The organism is Pseudomonas lalucatii (genome assembly GCF_018398425.1).
GTDB classification, from domain to species: Bacteria; Pseudomonadota; Gammaproteobacteria; order Pseudomonadales; family Pseudomonadaceae; genus Aquipseudomonas; species Aquipseudomonas lalucatii.
Genome location: NZ_JADPMV010000001.1, coordinates 2309538 through 2329634, shown reverse-complemented (window position 1 = coordinate 2329634; position 20097 = coordinate 2309538). Strand labels below are relative to the sequence as shown.

Here is a 20097-nt window from a genome sequence, read left to right as displayed (position 1 = left end):
TAACGCCGCGCGGCTCAAAGCATCTGCGCCACGCGCTCGGCGATGGCCAGGCTGGCGGTGAGCCCCGGTGACTCGATGCCGAACAGGTTGACCAGCCCGGCCAGGCCGTGTGCGCCCGGGCCTTGGATAAGGAAGTCGGCGGGCGGTTCCCCGGGGCCGGCGAGTTTCGGGCGGATGCCGCTGTAGCCGGGTGTCAGGCGGCTGCTGTCGAGGCCCGGAAAGTAGCGGCGGATCGCCGCGGCGAAGGGCTCGCGCAGCTGTTCGTCGACCCGGTAGTCGAGTCGTTCGAGGTAGTGGGTGTCCGGGCCGAAGCGCAGCTGGCCGGCCAGGTCGAGGGTGGCGTGGATGCCCAGGCCGGCGGTATCGGCTGGCGGCAGCGGGTAGATCAGGTGGTGGAAGGGCGAGCGGCCGCGGTAGCCGAAGTAGCGGCCCTGGCACAGGTGCAGCGGCGGGACCTGCGCCGCGTTCAGGCCGGCGGTGTGCCGCGCCAGCCGTTGGGCGAACAGGCCGCCGGCGTTGACCACCCGCTGCGTCTTGAGCTGGAAGGGCTCGCCGGCGCTGCGGCCGCTGGCGAGCCAGCCGTCGGCGCCGGGCTCGAGGCGTTCGACCCGGGTGTCGAGCACCAGCTGCGCGCCGCCCTGCTCGGCGGCGGCGAGCAGGGACTGCAGGTAGGCGTGGCTGTCGATGATCCCGGTACTCGGCGACAGCAGCGCCGCGACCCCGCGCACGGCCGGCTCCAGTTCCAGCAGCTGGCTGCGGCTCAGTGCCTGCAGGTCGTGCACGCCGCAGGCCGCGGCGTTGGCAGCGAGGGCGTCGAGTTTGCCGCGCTCGGCCCCGCTCACGGCCACCAGCAGCTTGCCGAGGCGGCGGTGGCCGACCCGATGCGCGGCGCACCAGGCGTACAGGCGCTCGCGCCCCTCCAGGCACAGTTCGGCCTTGAGCGAGCCGGGCGGGTAGTAGAGGCCGGCGTGGATCACCTCGGAGTTGCGGCTGGAGGTGTGGCTGCCGATGAGCCTTTCCGCCTCGACCACCAGGGTGCTCCGGCCCGGCCGGGCCAGGCGCGCGGCGCAGGCCAGGCCGAGAGCGCCGGCGCCGATGATCAGGGTGTCGATACTGTCCATGGCGTGCTCGGTGCTGGACGTTGGCCGATGACTGCGAACATGGCGGGAAGTCCCGGGCTGGCGCTACAGCTGGACCAGGGGCAGCTGCTGGGTGGCGGCCAGGGCCTGGATGTCCAGGTGTCCGGCCGGGGCCGCCAGGTACAGCGGCTGGCCGGTGGCCTTGGCCCGGTCCCTGGCCGCGGCGAGCAGGCGCCGGGCGACCCCGCGGCGCCGGGTGATGGTGCGCACGCACAGGTGTGACAGGCGCCAGTGGTCGGCATGCCGCTCCAGCAGCGCGGCGCCGAGCAGGCGGTCGTTGAAGCGCCCGGCCAGCAGGGTGCCGGCCGCCAGGCCCGCCTGGATCAGCGCCTGCGCGTCGCCGTAGGGCGCGAGCAGCCAGGGCGGGGCGTCGGCGTAGATCTTCGCCAGGTCGAGGCGGTCCTGGGCGGATGGGGTGCTGAGGCTGTCGACTGTCACGGGCATGGGTTGGGCTCCTCCGGTGACGCAGTGTAAGACGATTCGCGCCCAGGCTCGACTGCCCGGCCTTCCGATTAGCGCCGGTAGCCGCCCGGGGCCTGGGGCGCCTATAATGGCGGCCTTTTTCCGCGAGCAATTTTTGGAGCTGGTGATGGCCGAACGTACGGCATTCGTCGAGCGCAACACCCTGGAGACCCAGATCAAGGTCTCGATCAACCTGGACGGCACCGGCAAGGCGCGTTTCGACATCGGCGTACCCTTCCTCGAGCACATGCTCGACCAGATCGCCCGCCACGGCCTGATCGACCTGGATATCGAGTGCAAGGGCGATCTGCATATCGACGACCACCACACCGTCGAGGACGTCGGCATCACCCTCGGCCAGGCCTTCACCAAGGCCATCGGCGACAAGAAGGGCATGACCCGCTACGGCCATTCCTACGTGCCGCTGGACGAGGCGCTGTCGCGGGTGGTGATCGACTTCTCCGGTCGCCCCGGCCTGCAGATGCATGTGCCCTTCACCCGCGCGGTGGTCGGCGGTTTCGATGTCGACCTGTTCCAGGAGTTCTTCCAGGGCTTCGTCAACCATGCCCTGGTGTCCCTGCACATCGACAACCTGCGGGGCAGCAACACCCACCACCAGATCGAGACGGTGTTCAAGGCTTTCGGCCGCGCCCTGCGCATGGCCGTGGAACTGGACCCGCGCATGGCCGGGCAGATGCCGTCGACCAAGGGCGTGCTGTAGAACCTGCCCCGCCCAAAAGTTATGCCCGCGGCGGAGGCCGTTTTTCCGCAGCGCAAGGCAAGAGGAGAGAAGTTTGGTTATTCCAAATGAACGACGATTAACGCAGGGCTGCGGAAAAACGGCCCCGTCCCGCAGGGTTGCGCTCAAAAGCGCGCCATGCGGTGTTGTAGAACTTGCCAATGGAACGACCATTGACTGCGTTCCACGCCTTGCCTGGCACGCTTTTGGGCAGCAACGCGGGCATGATTTTTGGGCGGGCAGGTTCTTATGCAGACGGTAGCTGTTATCGATTACGGCATGGGCAACCTGCACTCGGTGGCCAAGGCGCTGGAGCACGTCGGCGCCGGCCGGGTGCTGGTGACCAGCGACGCCCAGGTGATTCGCGAGGCCGACCGGGTGGTGTTCCCCGGGGTCGGCGCGATCCGCGACTGCATGGCCGAGATCCGTCGCCTGGGCTTCGATGAGCTGGTGCGCGAGGTCAGCCAGGACCGTCCCTTCCTCGGCATCTGCGTGGGCATGCAGGCGCTGCTCGAGCGCAGCGAGGAGAACGACGGGGTCGACTGCATCGGCCTGTTCCCCGGCCAGGTGCGCTTCTTCGGCAAGGGCCTGGTGGAGGACGGCGAACCGCTCAAGGTGCCGCACATGGGCTGGAACGAGGTGACGCAGACGCTCAAGCATCCGCTGTGGCACGAGATTCCCGATCGCGCGCGCTTCTACTTCGTGCACAGTTACTACGTCGCGGCGGGCAAGGCCCAGCAGGTCGCCGGCCGCGGCCACTACGGCGAGGACTTCGCCGCGGCACTGGCCGACGGCTCGCGCTTCGCCGTGCAGTTCCACCCGGAGAAGAGCCACAGCCACGGCCTGCAGCTGCTGCAGAACTTCATCGCTTGGGACGGCCGCTGGTAAATGAGCCGGGGCAAGGACAGGGCGCCGTTGCTGCGCCTGGAGGCCGAGCAGGAGCAGGCCGCCGTGCAGCTGCTCAAGCGTTTCCTGGACGAGCGCTTCGAGCTCGAGCTGGGCAGCTTCGAGGTGCAGGAACTGCTGGATCTGTTCGCTCGTGAGATTGCCCCGCACTTCTACAACAAGGCGATTTTCGATGTGCAGACGCACCTGAAGGACAGGTTCGAGAGCATCGAAAGCGACCTCTGGGCGCTCGAGAAGAGCTGACCCCGCACCGACTTCCACCGACTCGCACAGGTTCCCCAATGCTCATTATCCCCGCTATCGATCTCAAGGACGGCGCCTGCGTGCGTCTGCGCCAGGGCCGCATGGAAGACTCCACGGTATTCTCCGACGACCCGGTGAGCATGGCCGCCAAGTGGGTGGACGGCGGCTGCCGTCGCCTGCACCTGGTCGACCTCAACGGCGCCTTCGAGGGCCAGCCGGTCAACGGCGAGGTGGTCACCGCCATAGCCCGGCGTTACCCGAAGCTGCCGATCCAGATCGGCGGCGGCATCCGCTCCCTGGAAACCATCGAGCATTACGTCAAGGCCGGGGTCAGCTACGTGATCATCGGCACCAAGGCGGTGAAACAGCCGGAGTTCGTCGCCGAGGCGTGCAAGGCCTTCCCGGGCAAGGTCATAGTCGGCCTGGACGCCAAGGATGGCTTCGTCGCCACCGACGGCTGGGCTGAGGTCAGCAGCGTGCAGGCCGTGGACCTGGCCAGGCGCTTCGAGGCCGATGGCGTCTCGGCGATCGTCTACACCGACATCGCCAAGGACGGCATGATGCAGGGCTGCAACGTCGAGGCCACCGCCGCCCTGGCCGCCGCCAGCCGCATCCCGGTGATCGCCTCCGGCGGCATCCACAATCTTGGCGACATCGGTAAGCTGCTGGCCGCCAAGGCCCCGGGCATCATCGGCGCCATCACCGGTCGGGCGATCTACGAAGGCACCCTGGACGTGGCCGAGGCCCAGGCCTTCTGCGACACCTATAAGGGTTAACCTGGGCCGTAGGGTGGGTTGGCCGCGCAGCGGCGTAACCCACCGATGGGCGCTGAATTTATACCCGCTTTGGTGGGTTACGGCCTGCGGCCTAACCCACCCTACGAGAGAGATTGCCATGGCACTGGCTAAACGCATCATCCCCTGCCTCGACGTGGACAATGGCCGCGTGGTCAAGGGCGTCCAGTTCGAGAACATCCGCGACGCCGGCGACCCGGTGGAGATCGCCCGCCGCTACGACGAGCAGGGGGCCGACGAGATCACCTTCCTCGACATCACCGCCAGCGTCGACGGCCGCGACACCACCCTGCACACGGTCGAGCGCATGGCCAGCCAGGTGTTCATTCCGCTGACCGTGGGCGGCGGGGTGAGGACGGTGCAGGACATCCGCAACCTGCTCAACGCCGGTGCCGACAAGGTCTCGATCAATACCGCCGCGGTGTTCACCCCCGAGTTCGTCGGCGAGGCGGCCTCGCGCTTCGGCTCGCAGTGCATCGTGGTGGCCATCGATGCCAAGCGCGTGTCGGCGCCGGGCGAGACGCCGCGCTGGGAAATCTTCACCCACGGCGGGCGCAAGCCCACCGGCCTGGATGCGGTGCTCTGGGCGAAGAAGATGGAAGACCTCGGCGCCGGCGAGATCCTCCTCACCAGCATGGACCAGGACGGCGTCAAGAGCGGCTACGATCTGGGCGTCACCCGCGCCATCAGCGAGTCCGTCGGCATCCCGGTGATCGCCTCCGGCGGCGTCGGCAATCTCGAGCACTTGGCCGCCGGCATCCTCGAGGGCAAGGCCGATGCGGTGCTGGCCGCGAGCATCTTCCACTTCGGCGAATACACCGTGCCCGAGGCCAAGGCCTACCTGGCCAGCCGCGGTATCGTGGTGCGCTGAGCGCGAGCGTTTGGGCGCCAGTGCGGCGGAGTCGACAGACCCGCCCGGCCCGCTTCGTTAGAATTCCAGCGTCCGCGCACCGGCCGTTCTGGCCGCCGGTTGGTCAGGCCAGCCCCCGCGCCCCCGTCTGCAAATTCGACACGGAGTCCCCATGCCCGCCGTACGGCTATTCGCTGTTGTCCTGCTGCTGTGTGAGGTCGGCCTAGCCCACGCACAGAACCTGGTCCTGCTCACCGAGAACCTCGCGCCCTTCAACCAGGCGGTGAGTGGGCGCAACTTCGCCAAGAACGAGGGCGTCACCGGCATCAGCTCCGACACCCTGCGGGCGGTCTGCGCGCGCGCCGGGGTCGAGTGCCAGCAGATCCTGCGCTTCCCCTGGGCGCGGGTCTATCAGCAGGCGCTCAACGAGCCCGGCTACGGCCTGTTCTCCACCGCCCGCACGCCGGCGCGGGAGAAGCAGTTCAAGTGGGTGGGGCCGATCGCCAGCAACGACTGGGTGCTGATGGCCAGGGCCGACAGCCCGATCCGGCTGGGCAGCCTGCAGGAGGCCGCGCAGTACCGCATCGGCGGCTACCAGGGCGACGCCATCAGCCAGTACCTGATCGATCGGGGGCTGCCGGTGCAGCTGGCGCTGCGCGACAACAAGAGCCTGGAGAAGCTGGTCAAGGGGCAGGTCGACCTGTGGGTCACCGCCGACCCCGGCGGTCGTTACCTGGCCAGGCAGGAGGGCGTCGATGCCTTGCGCGTGGTGCAGCGCTTCCATACCGCCGAGCTCTACCTGGCGCTCAACCTGGCCACTCCCGACGCGCTGGTACAGCGCCTGCAGGGGGCCCTGGACGCCCTGCGGGCCGAGGGCGAGCTGAGCCGGATAGTGGCGCGCTACTGAGCCGGCGCCAGGATTTTGCCGCAGCTACTGGGCGAAGGCCGGTGTGCTGGGTATGCTGGGCCGCCTGCGTACCTACAACAATGAGGGAACATCCATGTTCAAGCGTTTACGGCTGGCCTGCCTCGGTACCCTGATGCTGCTGGCGGGCGCGGCCCATGCCGAGATCGACCCGGACTACCGCATGGTGCTGCTGACGGAGAACTTTCCGCCGTACAACATGGCCATCAACGGCAAGAACTTCGCCCAGGAAGACAACCTCGACGGCATCGCCGTGGATATCGTGCGCGAGATGTTCAAGCGCGCCGGCATCCAGTACAACCTGACCCTGCGCTTCCCCTGGGACCGCATCTACAAGCTGGCGCTGGAGAAGCCGGGCTATGGCGTATTCGTCACCGCCCGCCTGCCGGAGCGCGAGGCGCTGTTCAAGTGGGTCGGGCCGATCGGCCCGGACGACTGGGTGCTGCTGGCCAGGGGCGACAGTCCGATCAGCCTGAGCAGCCTGGAGCAGGCCAAGCAGTACAAGGTCGGCGCCTACAAGGGCGACGCCATCGCCCAGCACCTGGAGGAGCGGGGCTTGCAGCCGATCACCGCGCTGCGCGACCAGCTCAATGCCAAGAAGCTCATGGAGGGGCAGATCGACCTGTGGGCCACCGGCGATCCGGCCGGCCGCTACCTGGCCAAGCAGGAGGGCGTTAGCGGCCTGAAGACGGTGCTGCGATTCGACAGCGCCCAGCTGTACCTGGCCCTCAACCGGGAGGTGCCGGATGAGGTGGTGCAGAAACTGCAAAGCGAACTGGAGCGGATGCGCGACGAAGGATTCGTCGACGATATTCTCAACAGCTATCTGTAAGACCCGCGTGCCGGCCAGCGGCCGGCACGCGGCCAGGGAAGGTCGACGCCAAGCGTCATATGTCGCCGGGGCTTCGCCCAAGCAGGGCAGCCGCTAGCCATAACCATAAATCAAGCAAGCGGGGAAACTTATGTTGAAAACTCTGAAAATCGGCCTGGTGTTCGGCCTCATCCTCAGTGCCTGCACGGCCCAGGCCGAGCTGCCCTATGGCTACAAGGTGGTGCTGCTGACCGAGAACTTCCCGCCGTTCAACATGGCGGTCGACGACAAGAACTTTGCCCGCGACGACGCCATCGACGGCATCAGCGCGGAGATCGTCCGCGCCATGTTCAAGCGCGCCGGCATCGACTACAGCCTGTCCCTGCGCTTTCCCTGGGATCGCCTGTACCGCCTGACCCTGGACAAACCCAACTACGGGCTGTTCTCCACCACCTTCACCCCCGAGCGCCAGCCGTTGTTCAAGTGGGTCGGGCCCATCGCCAAGAGCGGCTGGGTCCTGCTCGCCGCCCCGGGCAACAACCTCAGCGTCGGCAGCCTGAAAGAGGCGGCGCAGTACAAGATCGGCGCCTACAAGAACGATGCGGTCAGCCAGCACCTGGAAAGCCAGGGGCTGCAGCCGGTCAACGCGCTGCGCGACCAGCTCAACGTGCAGAAGCTGCTCAAGGGGCAGATCGACCTGTGGGCCACCACCGACCCGGTGGGCCGCTACCTGGCCAAGCAGGAAGGCGTCAGCGGGCTGACCACGGTGCTGCGCTTCAACGAGGCCGAGCTGTATCTGGCGTTGAACAAGGAAACCCCGGACGAGGTGGTGCAGCGCCTGCAGAAGGCCCTGGACGAGCTGCGCAGCGAAGGCTTCGTCGACGACATGACCAGCAGCTACCTGTAACCCTGGCGGCAACGAAAAAGCCCGGACACAGTGCCGGGCTTTTTGTTGGCTGGGCGACTATTCGCCGCGGGTGACGTTCAGCCCCTTGAGCAGGTTGAGGGCCTGGCTCAGCTGGTAGTCGTCGTCCTGCGGTCGGCTCGGGCGGGCGGTCTGGCCCGTGCTGGGCCTGTCGGCGCCGCCGTTGCCGTTGCTCAGGTGACCCTGCAGGTCGGCTTCCTTGAAGTCGCCCGAGTCCCGCTCGCGGGTCAGCTTGGCGCGCGCCACCTCGATGTCCGGTACGATGCCCTGGGCCTGGATGGAGCGGCCGTTGGGCGTGTAGTACAGCGCGGTGGTGAGCTTCAGGGCGCGGTCGTTGTTCAGCGGCAGCACGGTCTGCACCGAGCCCTTGCCGAAGCTGCTGGTGCCCATCAGCACGCCGCGCTTGTGGTCCTGCAGGGCGCCGGCGACGATCTCCGAGGCCGAGGCGCTGCCGCCGTTGATCAGCACCACCAGCGGCGCGCCCTCGCTGGGGTCGGCCGGGTCGGCGGAGAAGCGCAGCTCGGAGTTGGCGATGCGCCCCTCGGTGTAGACGATCAGGCCCCGCTTGAGGAAGTGGTCGGAGACCTCCACCGCCGCCTGCAGCACGCCGCCGGGGTTGTTGCGCAGGTCCAGCACCAGGCCGCGCAGCTTCTTGCCGTTGTCCTTGCGCAGCTTGTTCAGCGCCTTGAGCACCTCGTCGCCGCTGTTGACCTGGAACTGGGTGATGCGCAGGTAGCCGTAGCCGTCGTCGAGCAGCTGGCTCTTCACGCTCCTGACCTTGATCACCGCGCGGGTCAGTTCGACGTCGAACGGCTGGCCGCCCTCGCGCACCAGGGTCAGCTGGATCTTGCTGCCGGCCTCGCCGCGCATCTTGTCCACCGCCTCGAGCATCGACAGGCCCTTGGTCGGCTGGCCGTCGATCTTGATGATCAGGTCGCCCGGCTGGATGCCGGCCTTGGAGGCCGGGGTGTCGTCGATCGGCGACACCACCTTGACGAAACCGTCCTCCATGCCGACCTCGATGCCGAGGCCGCCGAACTCGCCGCTGGTGCTCTCCTGCAGTTCGCGGAAGGCGTCGATGTCGAGGTAGGCCGAGTGCGGGTCGAGGTTGCTGAGCATGCCCTTGATCGCGTTCTCCAGCAGGGTCTTGTCGCTGATCGGCTCGACGTAGGCGGCCTTGATGCGGTCGAGTACCTCGGCGAAGGTGCGCAGGTCGTCCAGCGGCAGCGGTGCCTTGTCGCTCACCTTGGGCGCGGTCGCATCCGGGGTTTCCGCCGCCTGCAGCAGGGGCGCGCCGCCGAGCAGGGCGATGCTCAGGGCCAGAGTGGTGAGGCGAGGCAGATGCGGCATGTCGAGCTAACTCCTACGGAATGAGGTGGCGCCTATCCTTGCGCGCGGCACCATTGGGCCGGGTCGCTGGGGCGGCCCTGCTGGCGAATGGCGAAGTACAGGGCCGGGGTATCCTGGCCGCCACTGGTGCCGACTGTGGCGATGGCTTCGCCGGCCTCGACCAGGTCGCCCGGGTCTTTCAGCAGGCTCTGGTTGTGCCCGTACAGGCTGAGAAAGCCATTGCCATGGTCGAGAATGACCAGAAGCCCGGCGCCGCGCAACCAGTCGGCGAACACCACCCGCCCGCCATGCACCGCGCGCACCTGGCTGCCGGCGGCGGCGCCGATCAGCACGCCGTCCCATTTGGCCCGGGCGTCGTCGCCGCGCGGCGCGCCGTAGCGCGCCACCAGGCGGCCGTCCACCGGCCAGGGCAGCTTGCCGCGGGCCTGGGCGAAGGGGCCGCCAAAGGCCGCGCCGGCACTGACCAGCGGACCGTTGCCGGCGGCCGGGGCGCTCTGCTGTCGGCGGGCCGCGAGCAGGGCGCGCTGGCGGGCCTGTTCGGCTTCGCGGGCCTGGCGGGCGAGGGTCTCTTCGATGGTCTTCAGTACCCGCGTCAGCTGGGCCTGCTCCTGCTGGCGCGCCTTGAGCTTGCGGTCGCGGGCGGAGAATTCCTGGTTCAGCCTGGCCAGCACCTGGCGCCGCTCCTGGCGTGCCTGGGCGAGCTGCTCGCGGCGGCTGTCGAGGGCGCTCTTCTGCTCCTGCAGCAGGGCCTGCTGGCTGACGATGTCCTGCTCGACGTTGTGCAGCTGGCGCAGGGTCTCGTTGAACAGCGCCAGCTGCTCCATGCGCGCTTCGCTGAGGTAGTCGTAGTAGGTGAGGGTGCGCGAGAACTGTTCCGGGTTCTGCTGGTTGAGCAGCAGCTTGAGGTATTCCTGGCGCCCGCTCTGGTAGGCGGCGCGGGCCTGGATGCCGATCAGCCGTTGCTGCTCAAGGCGCGCGCCCTGGAGTTTTTTTTTCTCAGTGTCGAGGCGCCGGATTTCCTCTTCGCTCTGCCGCAGCTCCTGCTGCAGGCCCTTGACCTGCTGCTCCAGCTGGCCCATCTCGGTCTCGGTCTTGCGCAGGTCCTGCTGCACCCCGGACTTTTCCTCTTGCAGCTGCTGCAGCAGCTTCTTCAGCTCGGCCACGTCGCTGCGGGCGGCTTCCAGCTGCTTCTGGGCGTCGGCCTTGTCGTCGGCATGGGCCGGGGCGAGCAGGCAGGACAGGAGAATCAGGACGAGGGCGCGAAACATGGGGATGGCGACACCGGGGGCGGGGAACGACCTTAGTATGCCCGTGGTGACGGGCAAAAAAAACGCCCCAGTCCGCAGGGAGTGGGGCGTTGCGGTCTTTTCCGCGCTTACTGCAGGGCGATGATGCTGGTGCCGCTCATCTCCGCCGGCTTCTCCAGGCCCATCAGCGCCAGCAGGGTCGGCGCCACGTCGGCCAGCACGCCGCCCTGGCGCAGGCTGACCGGGCGCTTGCCGACATAGATGAAGGGCACCGGTTCGCAGGTGTGGGCGGTATGCGCCTGGCCGGTGCAGGCGTCCTCCATCTGCTCGACGTTGCCGTGGTCGGCGGTGATCAGCGCCTCGCCGCCGACCTTGTCCAGGGCCGCGACGATGCGCCCGACGCAGGCGTCCAGGCATTCCACCGCCTTGACCGCCGCACCGAACACGCCGGTGTGGCCGACCATGTCGCCGTTGGCGTAGTTGACCACGATCAGGTCGTAGCGCTGCTGCTCGATGGCCTCGACGATACGGTCGGTGACCTCGGGGGCGCTCATCTCCGGCTTGAGGTCGTAGGTGGCGACGTCCGGCGAGGGGATGAGGATGCGCTCCTCGCCTTCGAACGGCTCCTCGCGGCCGCCGGAGAAGAAGAAGGTGACGTGGGCGTATTTCTCGGTCTCGGCGATGCGCAGCTGGGTCTTGCCCAGCTTGGCCAGGTATTCGCCGAGCACGTTGGTCAGCGCCTCCGGCTTGAAGGCGCTGGGCGCCGGGATGCTCGCGGCGTACTGGGTGAGCATGACGAAGCCGGCGGTCTGCGGCACGCGCGGGCGCTGGAACTCGGCGAAGCCCGGTTCGACGAAGGCGCGGGTCAGCTCGCGGGCGCGGTCGGCGCGGAAGTTCATGAACACCACGGCGTCGCCGTCCTCGACCCGCACCGGCGCGCCGACCACCGTGGCCTTGACGAACTCGTCGCTCTCGCCGCGCTCGTAGGCGGCCTGCAGGCCGGCACTGGCATCGGCGGCCTGGTACTGGCCCTGGCCGTCGACGATCAGCTGGTAGGCCTGCTCGACCCGGTCCCAGCGGTTGTCGCGGTCCATGGCGAAGTAGCGGCCGATCAGGCTGGCGATACGGCCCTTGCCGAGCTTGGCGAAGGTGGCATCGAGCAGTTCGATGGACGCCTGGGCGCTCCTGGGCGGGGTGTCGCGGCCGTCGAGGAAGGCGTGCAGGTAGATCCGCTCGGCGCCGCGCCTGGCCGCCAGTTCGGCCATGGCGGCGATGTGCTCCTGGTGGCTGTGCACGCCGCCGTCGGACAGCAGGCCGAGGATGTGCACCGCCTTGCCGGCAGCGACCGCCTGGTCCACCGCGGAACAGATCGCCGCGTTGTCGAAGAACTCGCCGTCGCGAATGGCCTTGGTCACCCGGGTGAAGTCCTGATACACCACGCGACCGGCGCCGAGGTTCATGTGGCCCACCTCGGAGTTGCCCATCTGCCCGTCCGGCAGGCCGACGTCCATGCCGCTGCCGGAGATCAGGCCGTGGGGCTGGGTGGCGCGCAGGCGGTCGTAGACCGGCGTGGCGGCGGCATGGATGGCGTTGTACTCGGGGTTGTCGCTGTGACCGAAGCCGTCGAGGATGATCAGGACCAGGGGTTTGGGCGTCGCGCTCATAAAGCTGGCTCGCTCTGCGTGAGGGGGCAAAAAAGGCCCGCCATTTTACGGCCAAGAGCCGTGGGCGTCACCGCCGGGCGGGTTTTGGTCGGCCTGTGGGGCTGTGTATACTGGCCGGCATTTTACCGTCCCGGAACCGCACGATGCTTGCCAATCTGATTGAATTTGTCACGACCCACTATGTACTGAGCGGATCGTTCGTCGTCCTCCTGGCGCTGCTGGTGTTCACCGAGCTGCTCAAGGGCGGCAAGAGCCTGAGCAGCCGCGAGCTCACCTCGTTGCTCAACAGCGAGCAGGGCCTGGTGCTGGATGTGCGGGCGCAGAAGGACTTTTCCGCCGGGCATATCGTCGGCGCGCTGCACATCCCCTACGAGAAGCTGGCCGGGCGCATCGCCGAGCTGGAGAAGCACAAGGCCAAGATCCTGATCGTGGTCGACGCCATGGGCCAGCAGGCCGGCAGCGCCAGCCGCGAGCTGAAGAAGGCCGGCTTCAACGCCGCCAAGCTGTCCGGCGGGATCGCCAGCTGGCGCGGTGACAACCTGCCGCTGGTGAAGTGACATGCTGGACATCGTCATCTATTCCAGCGACTGGTGCCCCTACTGCATTCGCGCCAAGCAGCTGCTGGCCAGCAAGGGCGTCGCCTTCAAGGAGATCAAGGTCGATGGCCAGCCCGAGCTGCGTGCCGAGATGACGCGCAAGGCGCGGCAGACCTCGGTGCCGCAGATCTGGATCGGCGCCACCCACGTCGGCGGCTGCGACGATCTCTATGCCCTGGAGCGCGCCGGCAAGCTGGACGCTCTGCTCAAGGCGTGACACCAATAGCCTCATCCCCGTACCCCAATAGCCCAATAGAAAGGATTTGCCATGACTGAACAAGCTAACAGCGGCGCCGCTCAGGGCGAACAGAGCCCGCAGTTCTCCCTGCAGCGCATCTACATCCGTGACCTGTCCTTCGAGGCGCCGAAGAGCCCGGAGATCTTCCGCCAGGAGTGGAAGCCGAGCGTGGCCCTGGACCTCAACACCCGGCAGAAGACCCTGGATGGCGACTTCCACGAGGTGGTGCTGACCCTCTCGGTGACCGTGAAGAACGGCGAGGAGACCGCCTTCATCGCCGAGGTGCAGCAGGCCGGCATCTTCCTGATCAAGGGCCTGGAGGCGGCGGCCATGAGCCACACCCTGGGCGCCTTCTGCCCGAACATCCTCTTCCCCTATGCCCGCGAGACCCTGGACAGCCTGGTGGTACGCGGTTCCTTCCCGGCCCTGATGCTGGCGCCGGTGAACTTCGATGCGCTCTATGCCCAGGAGCTCAAGCGCATGCAGCAGAGCACCGAGCAGGCTCCGGCCAGCTGAGTCGGCCTGCCCGCTAGAAAACGCCCTGCGGGGCGTTTTTTATTGCCTCGGACTGCCTCAGGCGAAGCCCTGCTGGCGCCAGGCCTCGTAGACCGCCACGGCCACGCTGTTGGACAGGTTGAGACTGCGGCAGCCCTCGCGCATCGGCAGGCGCACGCGGCGCTCGGCGGGCAGGGCGTCGCGGATCTCCGCCGGCAGGCCGCGGCTTTCCGGGCCGAACAGGAAGGCGTCGCCGGGCTGGTACTGCACTTCGTGAAAGGGCTGCGAGCCCTTGGTGGTGAAGGCGAACAGGCGCGGCTGGCCGAGGCTCTGCAGGCAGCTGTCGAGGTCGGCGTGGCGCCTGAGCGTGGCGTACTCGTGGTAGTCCAGGCCGGCGCGGCGCAGGCGCTTGTCGTCCAGCTCGAAGCCCAGGGGTTCGATCAGGTGCAGGTGGCAGCCGCTGTTGGCGCACAGCCTGATAATGTTGCCGGTGTTCGGTGGGATTTCCGGTTGAAAGAGGATCACGTGAAACATGCGCGGCTCCGGGCCTGAAGACGGTCAGCATTCTACCTCCGATAGCGGCGAGCGGCCGCGTCCCTGGCTGCGGGTGTTCGCCTCGCTGGCGCTGTTCGGCTTCCTCATCGGCCTGATGATCGGCCGCCTGCTGCAGCCGGCCGAGCTGCGTCTGGGGCAGGTGGAGGTGGTCGAGGGGGGGCTGCAGCTGTGGTTCAACGAAGAGCCCGCGCCCCGTGCCGGGCATTTCGCCGGCGCCTACGTGCTGCGGGTGGAGACCCTGGGGCGTGAGCAGCAGGGCCAGCTGCGCCTGCATGGGCGGGCGGTGAACTGGCGTCTGCAGCGGGAGCGCCGCGAGCTGGTGTTGCGTCTGGTGGCGGCCCGTCCCCTGCGCGGCGAGTGGCACGCCGAGGAGGTGGACGGGCGCTGGCGGCTGAGGGTCAGCCTGGCGGAGCAATAAAAGCGGGGAATCCCCGGCCTGCCTGTACCAAGGTCCCCGAAACTGGGAATGCTTTAGTCTATGCACTCGCTGTGCCAGTTTTCTTGCAGTGCCGTCCAGGCCCCGTAAACACTGGCGTGCGAGGCGAAACTGGGTCTCTGGCAGCCGCTGCCGGAGGGCCTGGCGTGCCGCGGCGGTGCATGGCGGTGCGGCGCCGTGCCGAGACAGGGCGTTTGCTTCGGGCACAAAAAAGCGGGCGCAAGGCCCGCTTTTTTGTGCCGGAGGCGCTCAGTTGTCGTCGTCGCCGTCGTCCTCGGCGCCGTCGACCTTCATGCCCAGTTCCTTGATCTTGCGCGTCAGGGTGTTGCGCCCCCAGCCGAGCAGCACGGCGGCGTCGCGGCGGCGGCCGGCGGTGTGCTTGAGGGCGGTCTCGATCATGATCCGCTCGAAGGCCGGCACCGCGCTGTCGAGCAGGCTGGACTGGCCGCGGCTCAGGGCCTGGTCGGCCCACTGGCGCAGGCCCTGCTCCCAGCTGCTCACCGGCATGCTGTCCTGGGGCTGGGCCAGCAGCTCCGGCGGCAGGTCGTCGATATGCACCTCGCGCCCCGAGGCCATCACCGTGATCCAGCGGCAGGTGTTCTCCAGCTGGCGCACGTTGCCCGGCCAGGGCAGGTGCTGCAGGTAGTCCTCGGTCTCGCTCTTCAGCAGCTTGGGCTCCACCGCCAGCTCCAGGGCGGCGCGGCCGAGGAAATGGCGGGCCAGGGTGGGGATGTCCTCGCGGCGGTCGGCCAGGCGCGGAATATGGATGCGGATGACGTTGAGGCGATGGAACAGGTCCTCGCGGAACTTGCCGTCCTGCACCAGGTTTTCCAGGTTCTGGTGGGTGGCGGCGATGATCCGCACGTCGACCTTGACCGGGGTGTGGCCGCCGACCCGGTAGAACTCGCCGTCGGCCAGCACCCGCAGCAGGCGGGTCTGGGTGTCGGCCGGCATGTCGCCGATCTCGTCGAGGAACAGGGTGCCGCCGTCGGCCTGCTCGAAGCGGCCGCGGCGCAGGTTGGCCGCGCCGGTGAAGGCGCCCTTCTCGTGGCCGAACAGCTCGGACTCCATCAGGTCTTTCGGTATGGCCGCCATGTTCAGGGCGATGAAGGGTGAGGCGGCGCGCGGGCTGTGGCGGTGCAGGGCGTGGGCGACCAGTTCCTTGCCGGTGCCCGACTCGCCGTTGATCAGCACGGTGATGTTGGAGTGGGAGAGGCGGCCGATGGCGCGGAACACCTCCTGCATGGCCGGCGCCTCGCCGATGATCTCCGGGGTGCGCGGCTGTTCCACCGGCGCCGCCAGGCCCTGCTGCTCCTGGGCGTGCTGGTTGGCGCGCTTGACCAGGGAAACCGCCTCGTCGACGTCGAACGGCTTGGGCAGGTACTCGAAGGCACCGCCCTGGTAGCTGGCCACCGCGCTGTCCAGGTCGGAATGGGCGGTCATGATGATCACCGGCAGGCGCGGGTACAGCTCGCGAATCCGCGCCAGCAGGTCCAGGCCGCTGGACCCGGGCATGCGGATGTCGGAGATGATCACGTCCGGCTGCTCGCGGCTGAGGCGGCCGAGCACGCCGTCGGCGCTGTCGAAGCTCTGGGTGGTCATGCCCTCCTGCTGCAGGGCCTTTTCCAGGACCCAGCGGATGGAGCGGTCGTCGTCGACGATCCAGACGGTTTCACTGCGGCTCATGCAGGCGTTGCTCCTTGTTCCAGCGGCAGGAAGATCGAGAACAGGGTGTGCCCGGGGTGGCTCTCGCACTCGATCAGGCCCTGGTGCTGACTGATGATGTTCTGGGTGATGGCCAGGCCCAGGCCGGTGCCGTCGGCACGCCCGCTGACCATGGGGTAGAAGATGGTTTCCTGCAGCTCCGCGGGAATGCCCGGGCCGTTGTCGATGATCTCGACGCGCGCCACCAGGCGGTGGCGGGTGTGGCCGATGGTGAACTGGCGCAGGGTGCGGGTGCGCAGGGTGATGCGGCCCAGGCCCAGGCCGTGCTTCTGTCCGGCGAGGGCCTGCATGGCGTTGCGCACTATGTTGAGCACCGCCTGGATCATCTGCTCGCGGTCGATCAGCAGGTCGGGGATGCTCGGATCGTAGTCGCGCACCAGAATGATGCCGCCCTGGCTTTCCGCCTCGACCAGGCTGGCGACCCGCTCCAGCACCTCGTGCACGTTGGTCAGGGCCAGGGAGGGCAGCTTGTTGGAGCCGAGCATGCGGTCGACCAGGTTCCGCAGGCGGTCGGCCTCCTCGATGATGACGTTGGTGTAGTCCTTGAGCTCGACGTCCGGCAGCTCGCGGGCCAGCAGCTGGGCGGCGCCGCGGATGCCGCCGAGGGGGTTCTTGATCTCGTGGGCCAGGCCGCGCACCAGCAGCTTGGTGGTTTCCTGCTTGGACAGCTGCGCCTCTTCCTTGGTGATCTTCAGCATGCGGTCGCGCGGGTGCACCTCCAGCAGCAGCAGGGTCGCGCCGCGGCTGAGGATGGGCGTCACCGCGTAGTCGACGGTCAGGGTCTGGCCGGTCACCGAGGTCAGCACCGCTTCGCGCTTGTTGAACGGGTGCGCCTGCTCGACCGCCTGGCGCAGCGCGCTGAGGGCCTCGGCCGACTCGGTGAACAGTTCGCTGATGAACTGGCCGTGGCTGCGCTGGCCGCTGACGGCCAGGAGCATCTCCGCGGCCGGGTTCATGTACTCGAGCCGCAGTTCGCCATTGAGCAGCAGGGTGGCGGTGGTCAGGTTGTCGAGCAGCAGGCGGTGCAGTGCGTCGTTGATAGTCATAGGCGAGGGCTTTCCGGCGATGAACAGGAAAATGCAAGAAGCAAACCAAAGCCCCGAAAAGACCCGCGGAGCGGGCAGGGGCGGCGCCGGCGGCCGTATTCCGGCCCATGGGCGGGCGCTGCGGCGAACCAAAACAGGGAGAGTATAGAAAGGCGGGCGTGTTGCTGCACCGATATGGTGCGTCACGGCATGGGCTCGGCTCAGATGAAGGGTACCAGGGGGATGTCCTTCTTCTCCGGCGGCTTGTCCTTGAGCGGGCATTCCGGGCGCACGCCGTAGTCGTCCTTCTGGCAGGGCTTGACCCGGCGCTTCTGGGCCAGGGAGATGCGCTGCATGTGGAAGGGCTGGGCGGGGGTGCGCTCGAGGGTGCGACCCTGCTCGTCGATGATCTCGATGGCCAGCTGGTGGCTGCCGCGGTCGACGTTCTCCAGGGGGAAGACCGGGCTGCGGCTGGGCTCGCCCAGGGCCTGGCCATCCAGCAGCAGGCGGTAGCTGTGGCCCGGGAGCAGGGCCGGGTCGCTGCTGGCGGTGACGATGAGGTTGCCGGCGCCGTCGCGGATGGTCGCATCGGGTTGCGGTATCAGGATGCGCAACAGCTGGTAGGCCGGTGCCGGTGGTTCGCTCGGCACGACGGCCGGCGGCGCCGCAGGGGGCGGCGCGGGCATGCTGTTGGCAGGCGCCAGCTGGAGGCGCTGGGCGTTGCCGGTGCCGGGGCGGTCGGTGAAGACCCGGTTACCCTCGGCATCTATATAGGTGTAGACGTCCGCCTGCAGCGGCAGGCAGAGCAGGGCCAGGCAGAGCAGGGCGACTCTCATGCTCAGGGCGCAGGCTTGGGCGGCGGCGGTGGCGGGCGCAGTGCCGGGCTGCTGGTGTTGACCCGCTGCACGGTGAAGGTCACGGTCGGGCTCTGCTGGATCGTCCTGTCGCCGCGCAACACCTCGACGGCCAGGCTGTGCTCGCCGCGGTCGAGATTGCTCAGCTGCAGGCGCAGCGCGCGGCTCGGCTGGCCGTAGGGCTGGCCGTCCAGCAGCAGGCGCAGGCGGTGGCTCGCGGCCAGGCGCGGCTCGAGGGCGACACCGACGCTGAAGGTGCCGTTGTTGGCGCGCAGGGCCTCGTCGCTGGGCAGGTCGGTCAGCTGCAGGGTGCGATAGGGCGCTTGCGCCGCCGTCTCGGTGCTGGCGCCGCCCGCCGGCGCGGGACTCGGGGCCGGCATCTCCACGCTGTTGGTCGGGGGCAGTTCGACGGGCTGGGCCGCGCTGCCGTCCGGCGGCTGGTTGGTGAATACCGTATTGCCTTTCTCGTCGGTGTACTTGTAGATCTGTGCACTGGCCGGCAGGGCCAGGGCCAGCAGCAGGCAGGTGAGCATGAGGCGCATGGCCAATCTCCCGGGGTTCGTGCTGCCTAGCGTTGCACCGGTGCGCCGTGCTGGCAAGCGCGGCGCCTCCCGGCTGTGATTGTCGCCCACAAAAAAAAGCCTCCCCCGGCGGTGGCGGGGGAGGCCTTGGGCGTCACGCCGTCAGGCGGCGTGGGGCTGGCTTAGACGCTGTAGTACAGGTCGTATTCCAGCGGGTGCACGAAGGTGCGCACCTTGATTTCTTCTTCGCTCTTCAGCTCGATGTAGGCATCGATGAAGTCGTCGGAGAACACGCCGCCCTTGGTCAGGAAGGCGCGGCCCTTGTCCAGCTCTTCCAGGGCTTCCTTCAGGCTGCCGCACACCTGCGGGATCAGCTTGCCTTCTTCCGGCGGCAGGTCGTACAGGTTCTTGTCCGCCGCGTCGCCGGGGTGGATCTTGTTCTGGATACCGTCCAGGCCGGCCATCAGCAGCGCGGCGAAGCACAGGTAGGGGTTGGCGGCCGGGTCCGGGAAGCGTGCCTCGATGCGGCGGGCCTTCGGGCTCGACACATAGGGGATGCGGATCGAGGCGGAGCGGTTGCGCGCCGAGTAGGCCAGCATGACCGGTGCTTCGAAGCCCGGGACCAGACGCTTGTAGGAGTTGGTCGACGGGTTGGTGAAGCCGTTCAGCGCCTTGCCGTGCTTGATGATGCCGCCGATGAAGTACAGGGCGGTGTCGGACAGGCCGGCATAGCCTTCGCCGGAGAAGGTGTTCTTGCCGTCCTTGGAGATCGACATGTGCACGTGCATGCCCGAGCCGTTGTCGCCGTACAGGGGCTTGGGCATGAAGGTGGCGGTCTTGCCGTAGGCGTCGGCGACGTTGTGCACGCAGTACTTCAGGGTCTGCACTTCGTCAGCCTTGGCCACCAGGGTGTTGAACTTCACGCCGATCTCGTTCTGGCCGGCAGTGGCCACCTCGTGGTGGTGCACTTCGACGACCAGGCCCATTTCTTCCATGGCGTTGCACATGGCGGTACGGATTTCGTGGTCGTGGTCGCACGGCGGAACCGGGAAGTAGCCGCCCTTGACGGCCGGGCGGTGGCCCTTGTTGCCGCCTTCGACGTCCTGGTCGGTCATCCAGGAGCCCTGCTCGGAGTAGATCTTGAACATCGAGCCGGAGATATCGGACTTGAACTTCACTTCGTCGAAGATGAAGAACTCGGGCTCCGGGCCGACGAACACGGTGTCGCCGATGCCGGTGGTCTTGAGGAATTCCTCTGCACGCTTGGCGATCGAGCGCGGGTCGCGGTCGTAGCCCTGCATGGTGCTCGGCTCGACGATGTCGCAGACGATGATCAGGGTCGGCTCTTCGGTGAAGGGGTCCAGCACGGCGGTCTCGTCGACCGGCATCAGGATCATGTCGGAGGCTTCGATGCCTTTCCAGCCGTGGATGGAGGAGCCGTCGAACATCTTGCCGTGTTCGAAGAAGTCTTCGTCCAGGGCATCGCGAGCCGGCATGGTGACGTGGTGCTGCTTGCCCTTGGTGTCGGTGAAGCGCAGGTCCACCCACTTCACGTCGTGTTCTTTGATCAGTTGAATCGACTTCGACATGCTGTCCT

23 protein-coding genes are annotated in these 20097 nt (G+C 67.8%); 12 read left to right on the top strand and 11 right to left on the bottom strand.

What is annotated here, in order from left to right:
• Positions 1-14: 14 nt before the first annotated feature.
• Positions 15-1121 carry an NAD(P)/FAD-dependent oxidoreductase gene (locus tag I0D00_RS10590; protein WP_213639683.1) on the bottom strand — a complete coding sequence of 369 codons (1107 nt, stop codon included), beginning with the start codon at positions 1119-1121 and terminating at the stop codon, positions 15-17.
• Positions 1122-1184: 63 nt separating this feature from the next.
• Positions 1185-1583, bottom strand: a complete 399-nt coding sequence (locus I0D00_RS10585; protein WP_213639682.1) for an acetyl-CoA sensor PanZ family protein — start codon at positions 1581-1583, stop codon at positions 1185-1187.
• 145 nt (positions 1584-1728) lie between these two features.
• On the opposite strand from I0D00_RS10585, the gene hisB reads away from it, so the two are divergent.
• The 8 genes from hisB to I0D00_RS10545 all read left to right on the top strand — a co-directional run bounded on the left by hisB (position 1729) and on the right by I0D00_RS10545 (position 7776).
• The gene (gene hisB / locus I0D00_RS10580) at positions 1729-2322 is read left to right on the top strand and encodes an imidazoleglycerol-phosphate dehydratase HisB (protein WP_213639681.1); all 594 of its coding nucleotides are present in this window, start codon (positions 1729-1731) and stop codon (positions 2320-2322) included.
• 267 nt (positions 2323-2589) lie between these two features.
• A complete protein-coding gene (hisH, locus tag I0D00_RS10575; protein WP_213639680.1) occupies positions 2590-3228 on the top strand; it encodes an imidazole glycerol phosphate synthase subunit HisH in 639 nt (212 codons plus the stop codon).
• Entirely contained in the window at positions 3229-3489 is a 261-nt protein-coding gene (locus tag I0D00_RS10570; protein ID WP_213639679.1) for a DUF2164 domain-containing protein, read from the top strand.
• Positions 3490-3527: 38 nt separating this feature from the next.
• Positions 3528-4265: a 1-(5-phosphoribosyl)-5-[(5-phosphoribosylamino)methylideneamino]imidazole-4-carboxamide isomerase gene (hisA, locus tag I0D00_RS10565; RefSeq protein ID WP_213639678.1), complete on the top strand. Its 738-nt coding sequence runs from the start codon at positions 3528-3530 to the stop codon at positions 4263-4265.
• A gap of 118 nt (positions 4266-4383) precedes the next feature.
• Positions 4384-5154, top strand: coding sequence for an imidazole glycerol phosphate synthase subunit HisF (gene hisF, locus I0D00_RS10560; protein WP_213639677.1), 771 nt, complete (start codon positions 4384-4386; stop codon positions 5152-5154).
• 151 nt (positions 5155-5305) lie between these two features.
• On the top strand, positions 5306-6040 hold the full coding sequence (locus tag I0D00_RS10555; protein WP_213639676.1) for a substrate-binding periplasmic protein: 735 nt from the start codon (positions 5306-5308) through the stop codon (positions 6038-6040).
• 94 nt (positions 6041-6134) lie between these two features.
• Positions 6135-6890, top strand: a complete 756-nt coding sequence (locus I0D00_RS10550) for a substrate-binding periplasmic protein (protein WP_213639675.1) — start codon at positions 6135-6137, stop codon at positions 6888-6890.
• A gap of 130 nt (positions 6891-7020) precedes the next feature.
• A complete protein-coding gene (locus tag I0D00_RS10545) occupies positions 7021-7776 on the top strand; it encodes a substrate-binding periplasmic protein (RefSeq protein WP_213639674.1) in 756 nt (251 codons plus the stop codon).
• A gap of 57 nt (positions 7777-7833) precedes the next feature.
• On the opposite strand, the gene I0D00_RS10540 is transcribed toward I0D00_RS10545, so the two are convergent.
• The 3 genes from I0D00_RS10540 to gpmI all read right to left on the bottom strand — a co-directional run bounded on the left by I0D00_RS10540 (position 7834) and on the right by gpmI (position 12055).
• On the bottom strand, positions 7834-9144 hold the full coding sequence (locus tag I0D00_RS10540) for a S41 family peptidase (protein ID WP_213639673.1): 1311 nt from the start codon (positions 9142-9144) through the stop codon (positions 7834-7836).
• 32 nt (positions 9145-9176) lie between these two features.
• Positions 9177-10412 carry a murein hydrolase activator EnvC family protein gene (locus tag I0D00_RS10535; protein ID WP_213639672.1) on the bottom strand — a complete coding sequence of 412 codons (1236 nt, stop codon included), beginning with the start codon at positions 10410-10412 and terminating at the stop codon, positions 9177-9179.
• A gap of 107 nt (positions 10413-10519) precedes the next feature.
• Positions 10520-12055 (bottom strand): 2,3-bisphosphoglycerate-independent phosphoglycerate mutase, encoded by a 1536-nt coding sequence (gene gpmI, locus I0D00_RS10530; RefSeq protein ID WP_213639671.1) that lies wholly within the window; start codon positions 12053-12055, stop codon positions 10520-10522.
• Positions 12056-12198: 143 nt separating this feature from the next.
• On the opposite strand from gpmI, the gene I0D00_RS10525 reads away from it, so the two are divergent.
• From I0D00_RS10525 to secB, 3 genes are read left to right on the top strand one after another with little or no spacing between them, the layout of a single operon-like run.
• Positions 12199-12612 (top strand): rhodanese-like domain-containing protein, encoded by a 414-nt coding sequence (locus I0D00_RS10525; protein WP_213639670.1) that lies wholly within the window; start codon positions 12199-12201, stop codon positions 12610-12612.
• Between the two features lies 1 nt (position 12613).
• Positions 12614-12868 carry a glutaredoxin 3 gene (grxC, locus tag I0D00_RS10520; protein ID WP_213639669.1) on the top strand — a complete coding sequence of 85 codons (255 nt, stop codon included), beginning with the start codon at positions 12614-12616 and terminating at the stop codon, positions 12866-12868.
• Between the two features lie 51 nt (positions 12869-12919).
• Positions 12920-13405 (top strand): protein-export chaperone SecB, encoded by a 486-nt coding sequence (gene secB / locus I0D00_RS10515; RefSeq protein WP_213639668.1) that lies wholly within the window; start codon positions 12920-12922, stop codon positions 13403-13405.
• 57 nt (positions 13406-13462) lie between these two features.
• Here the strand turns inward: secB and trmL are convergent, their stop codons facing one another.
• On the bottom strand, positions 13463-13918 hold the full coding sequence (gene trmL / locus I0D00_RS10510; protein ID WP_213639667.1) for a tRNA (uridine(34)/cytosine(34)/5-carboxymethylaminomethyluridine(34)-2'-O)-methyltransferase TrmL: 456 nt from the start codon (positions 13916-13918) through the stop codon (positions 13463-13465).
• Between trmL and I0D00_RS10505 the strand changes: the two genes are divergently transcribed.
• Entirely contained in the window at positions 13917-14357 is a 441-nt protein-coding gene (locus I0D00_RS10505) for a hypothetical protein (RefSeq protein ID WP_213639666.1), read from the top strand. The genes trmL and I0D00_RS10505 overlap by 2 nt on opposite strands.
• 267 nt (positions 14358-14624) lie before the next feature.
• Here the strand turns inward: I0D00_RS10505 and ntrC are convergent, their stop codons facing one another.
• The 5 genes from ntrC to glnA all read right to left on the bottom strand — a co-directional run bounded on the left by ntrC (position 14625) and on the right by glnA (position 20089).
• Positions 14625-16061: a nitrogen regulation protein NR(I) gene (ntrC, locus tag I0D00_RS10500; RefSeq protein ID WP_213639665.1), complete on the bottom strand. Its 1437-nt coding sequence runs from the start codon at positions 16059-16061 to the stop codon at positions 14625-14627.
• On the bottom strand, positions 16058-17146 hold the full coding sequence (glnL, locus tag I0D00_RS10495) for a nitrogen regulation protein NR(II) (protein ID WP_213639664.1): 1089 nt from the start codon (positions 17144-17146) through the stop codon (positions 16058-16060). The genes ntrC and glnL overlap by 4 nt, the downstream gene beginning before the upstream one ends.
• A 200-nt stretch (positions 17147-17346) precedes the next feature.
• Positions 17347-17961 carry a DUF4124 domain-containing protein gene (locus tag I0D00_RS10490; protein ID WP_213639663.1) on the bottom strand — a complete coding sequence of 205 codons (615 nt, stop codon included), beginning with the start codon at positions 17959-17961 and terminating at the stop codon, positions 17347-17349.
• 2 nt (positions 17962-17963) lie between these two features.
• Positions 17964-18521: a DUF4124 domain-containing protein gene (locus I0D00_RS10485; RefSeq protein ID WP_213639662.1), complete on the bottom strand. Its 558-nt coding sequence runs from the start codon at positions 18519-18521 to the stop codon at positions 17964-17966.
• Between the two features lie 161 nt (positions 18522-18682).
• Entirely contained in the window at positions 18683-20089 is a 1407-nt protein-coding gene (gene glnA / locus I0D00_RS10480) for a glutamate--ammonia ligase (protein ID WP_213639661.1), read from the bottom strand.
• Positions 20090-20097 lie beyond the last annotated feature (8 nt).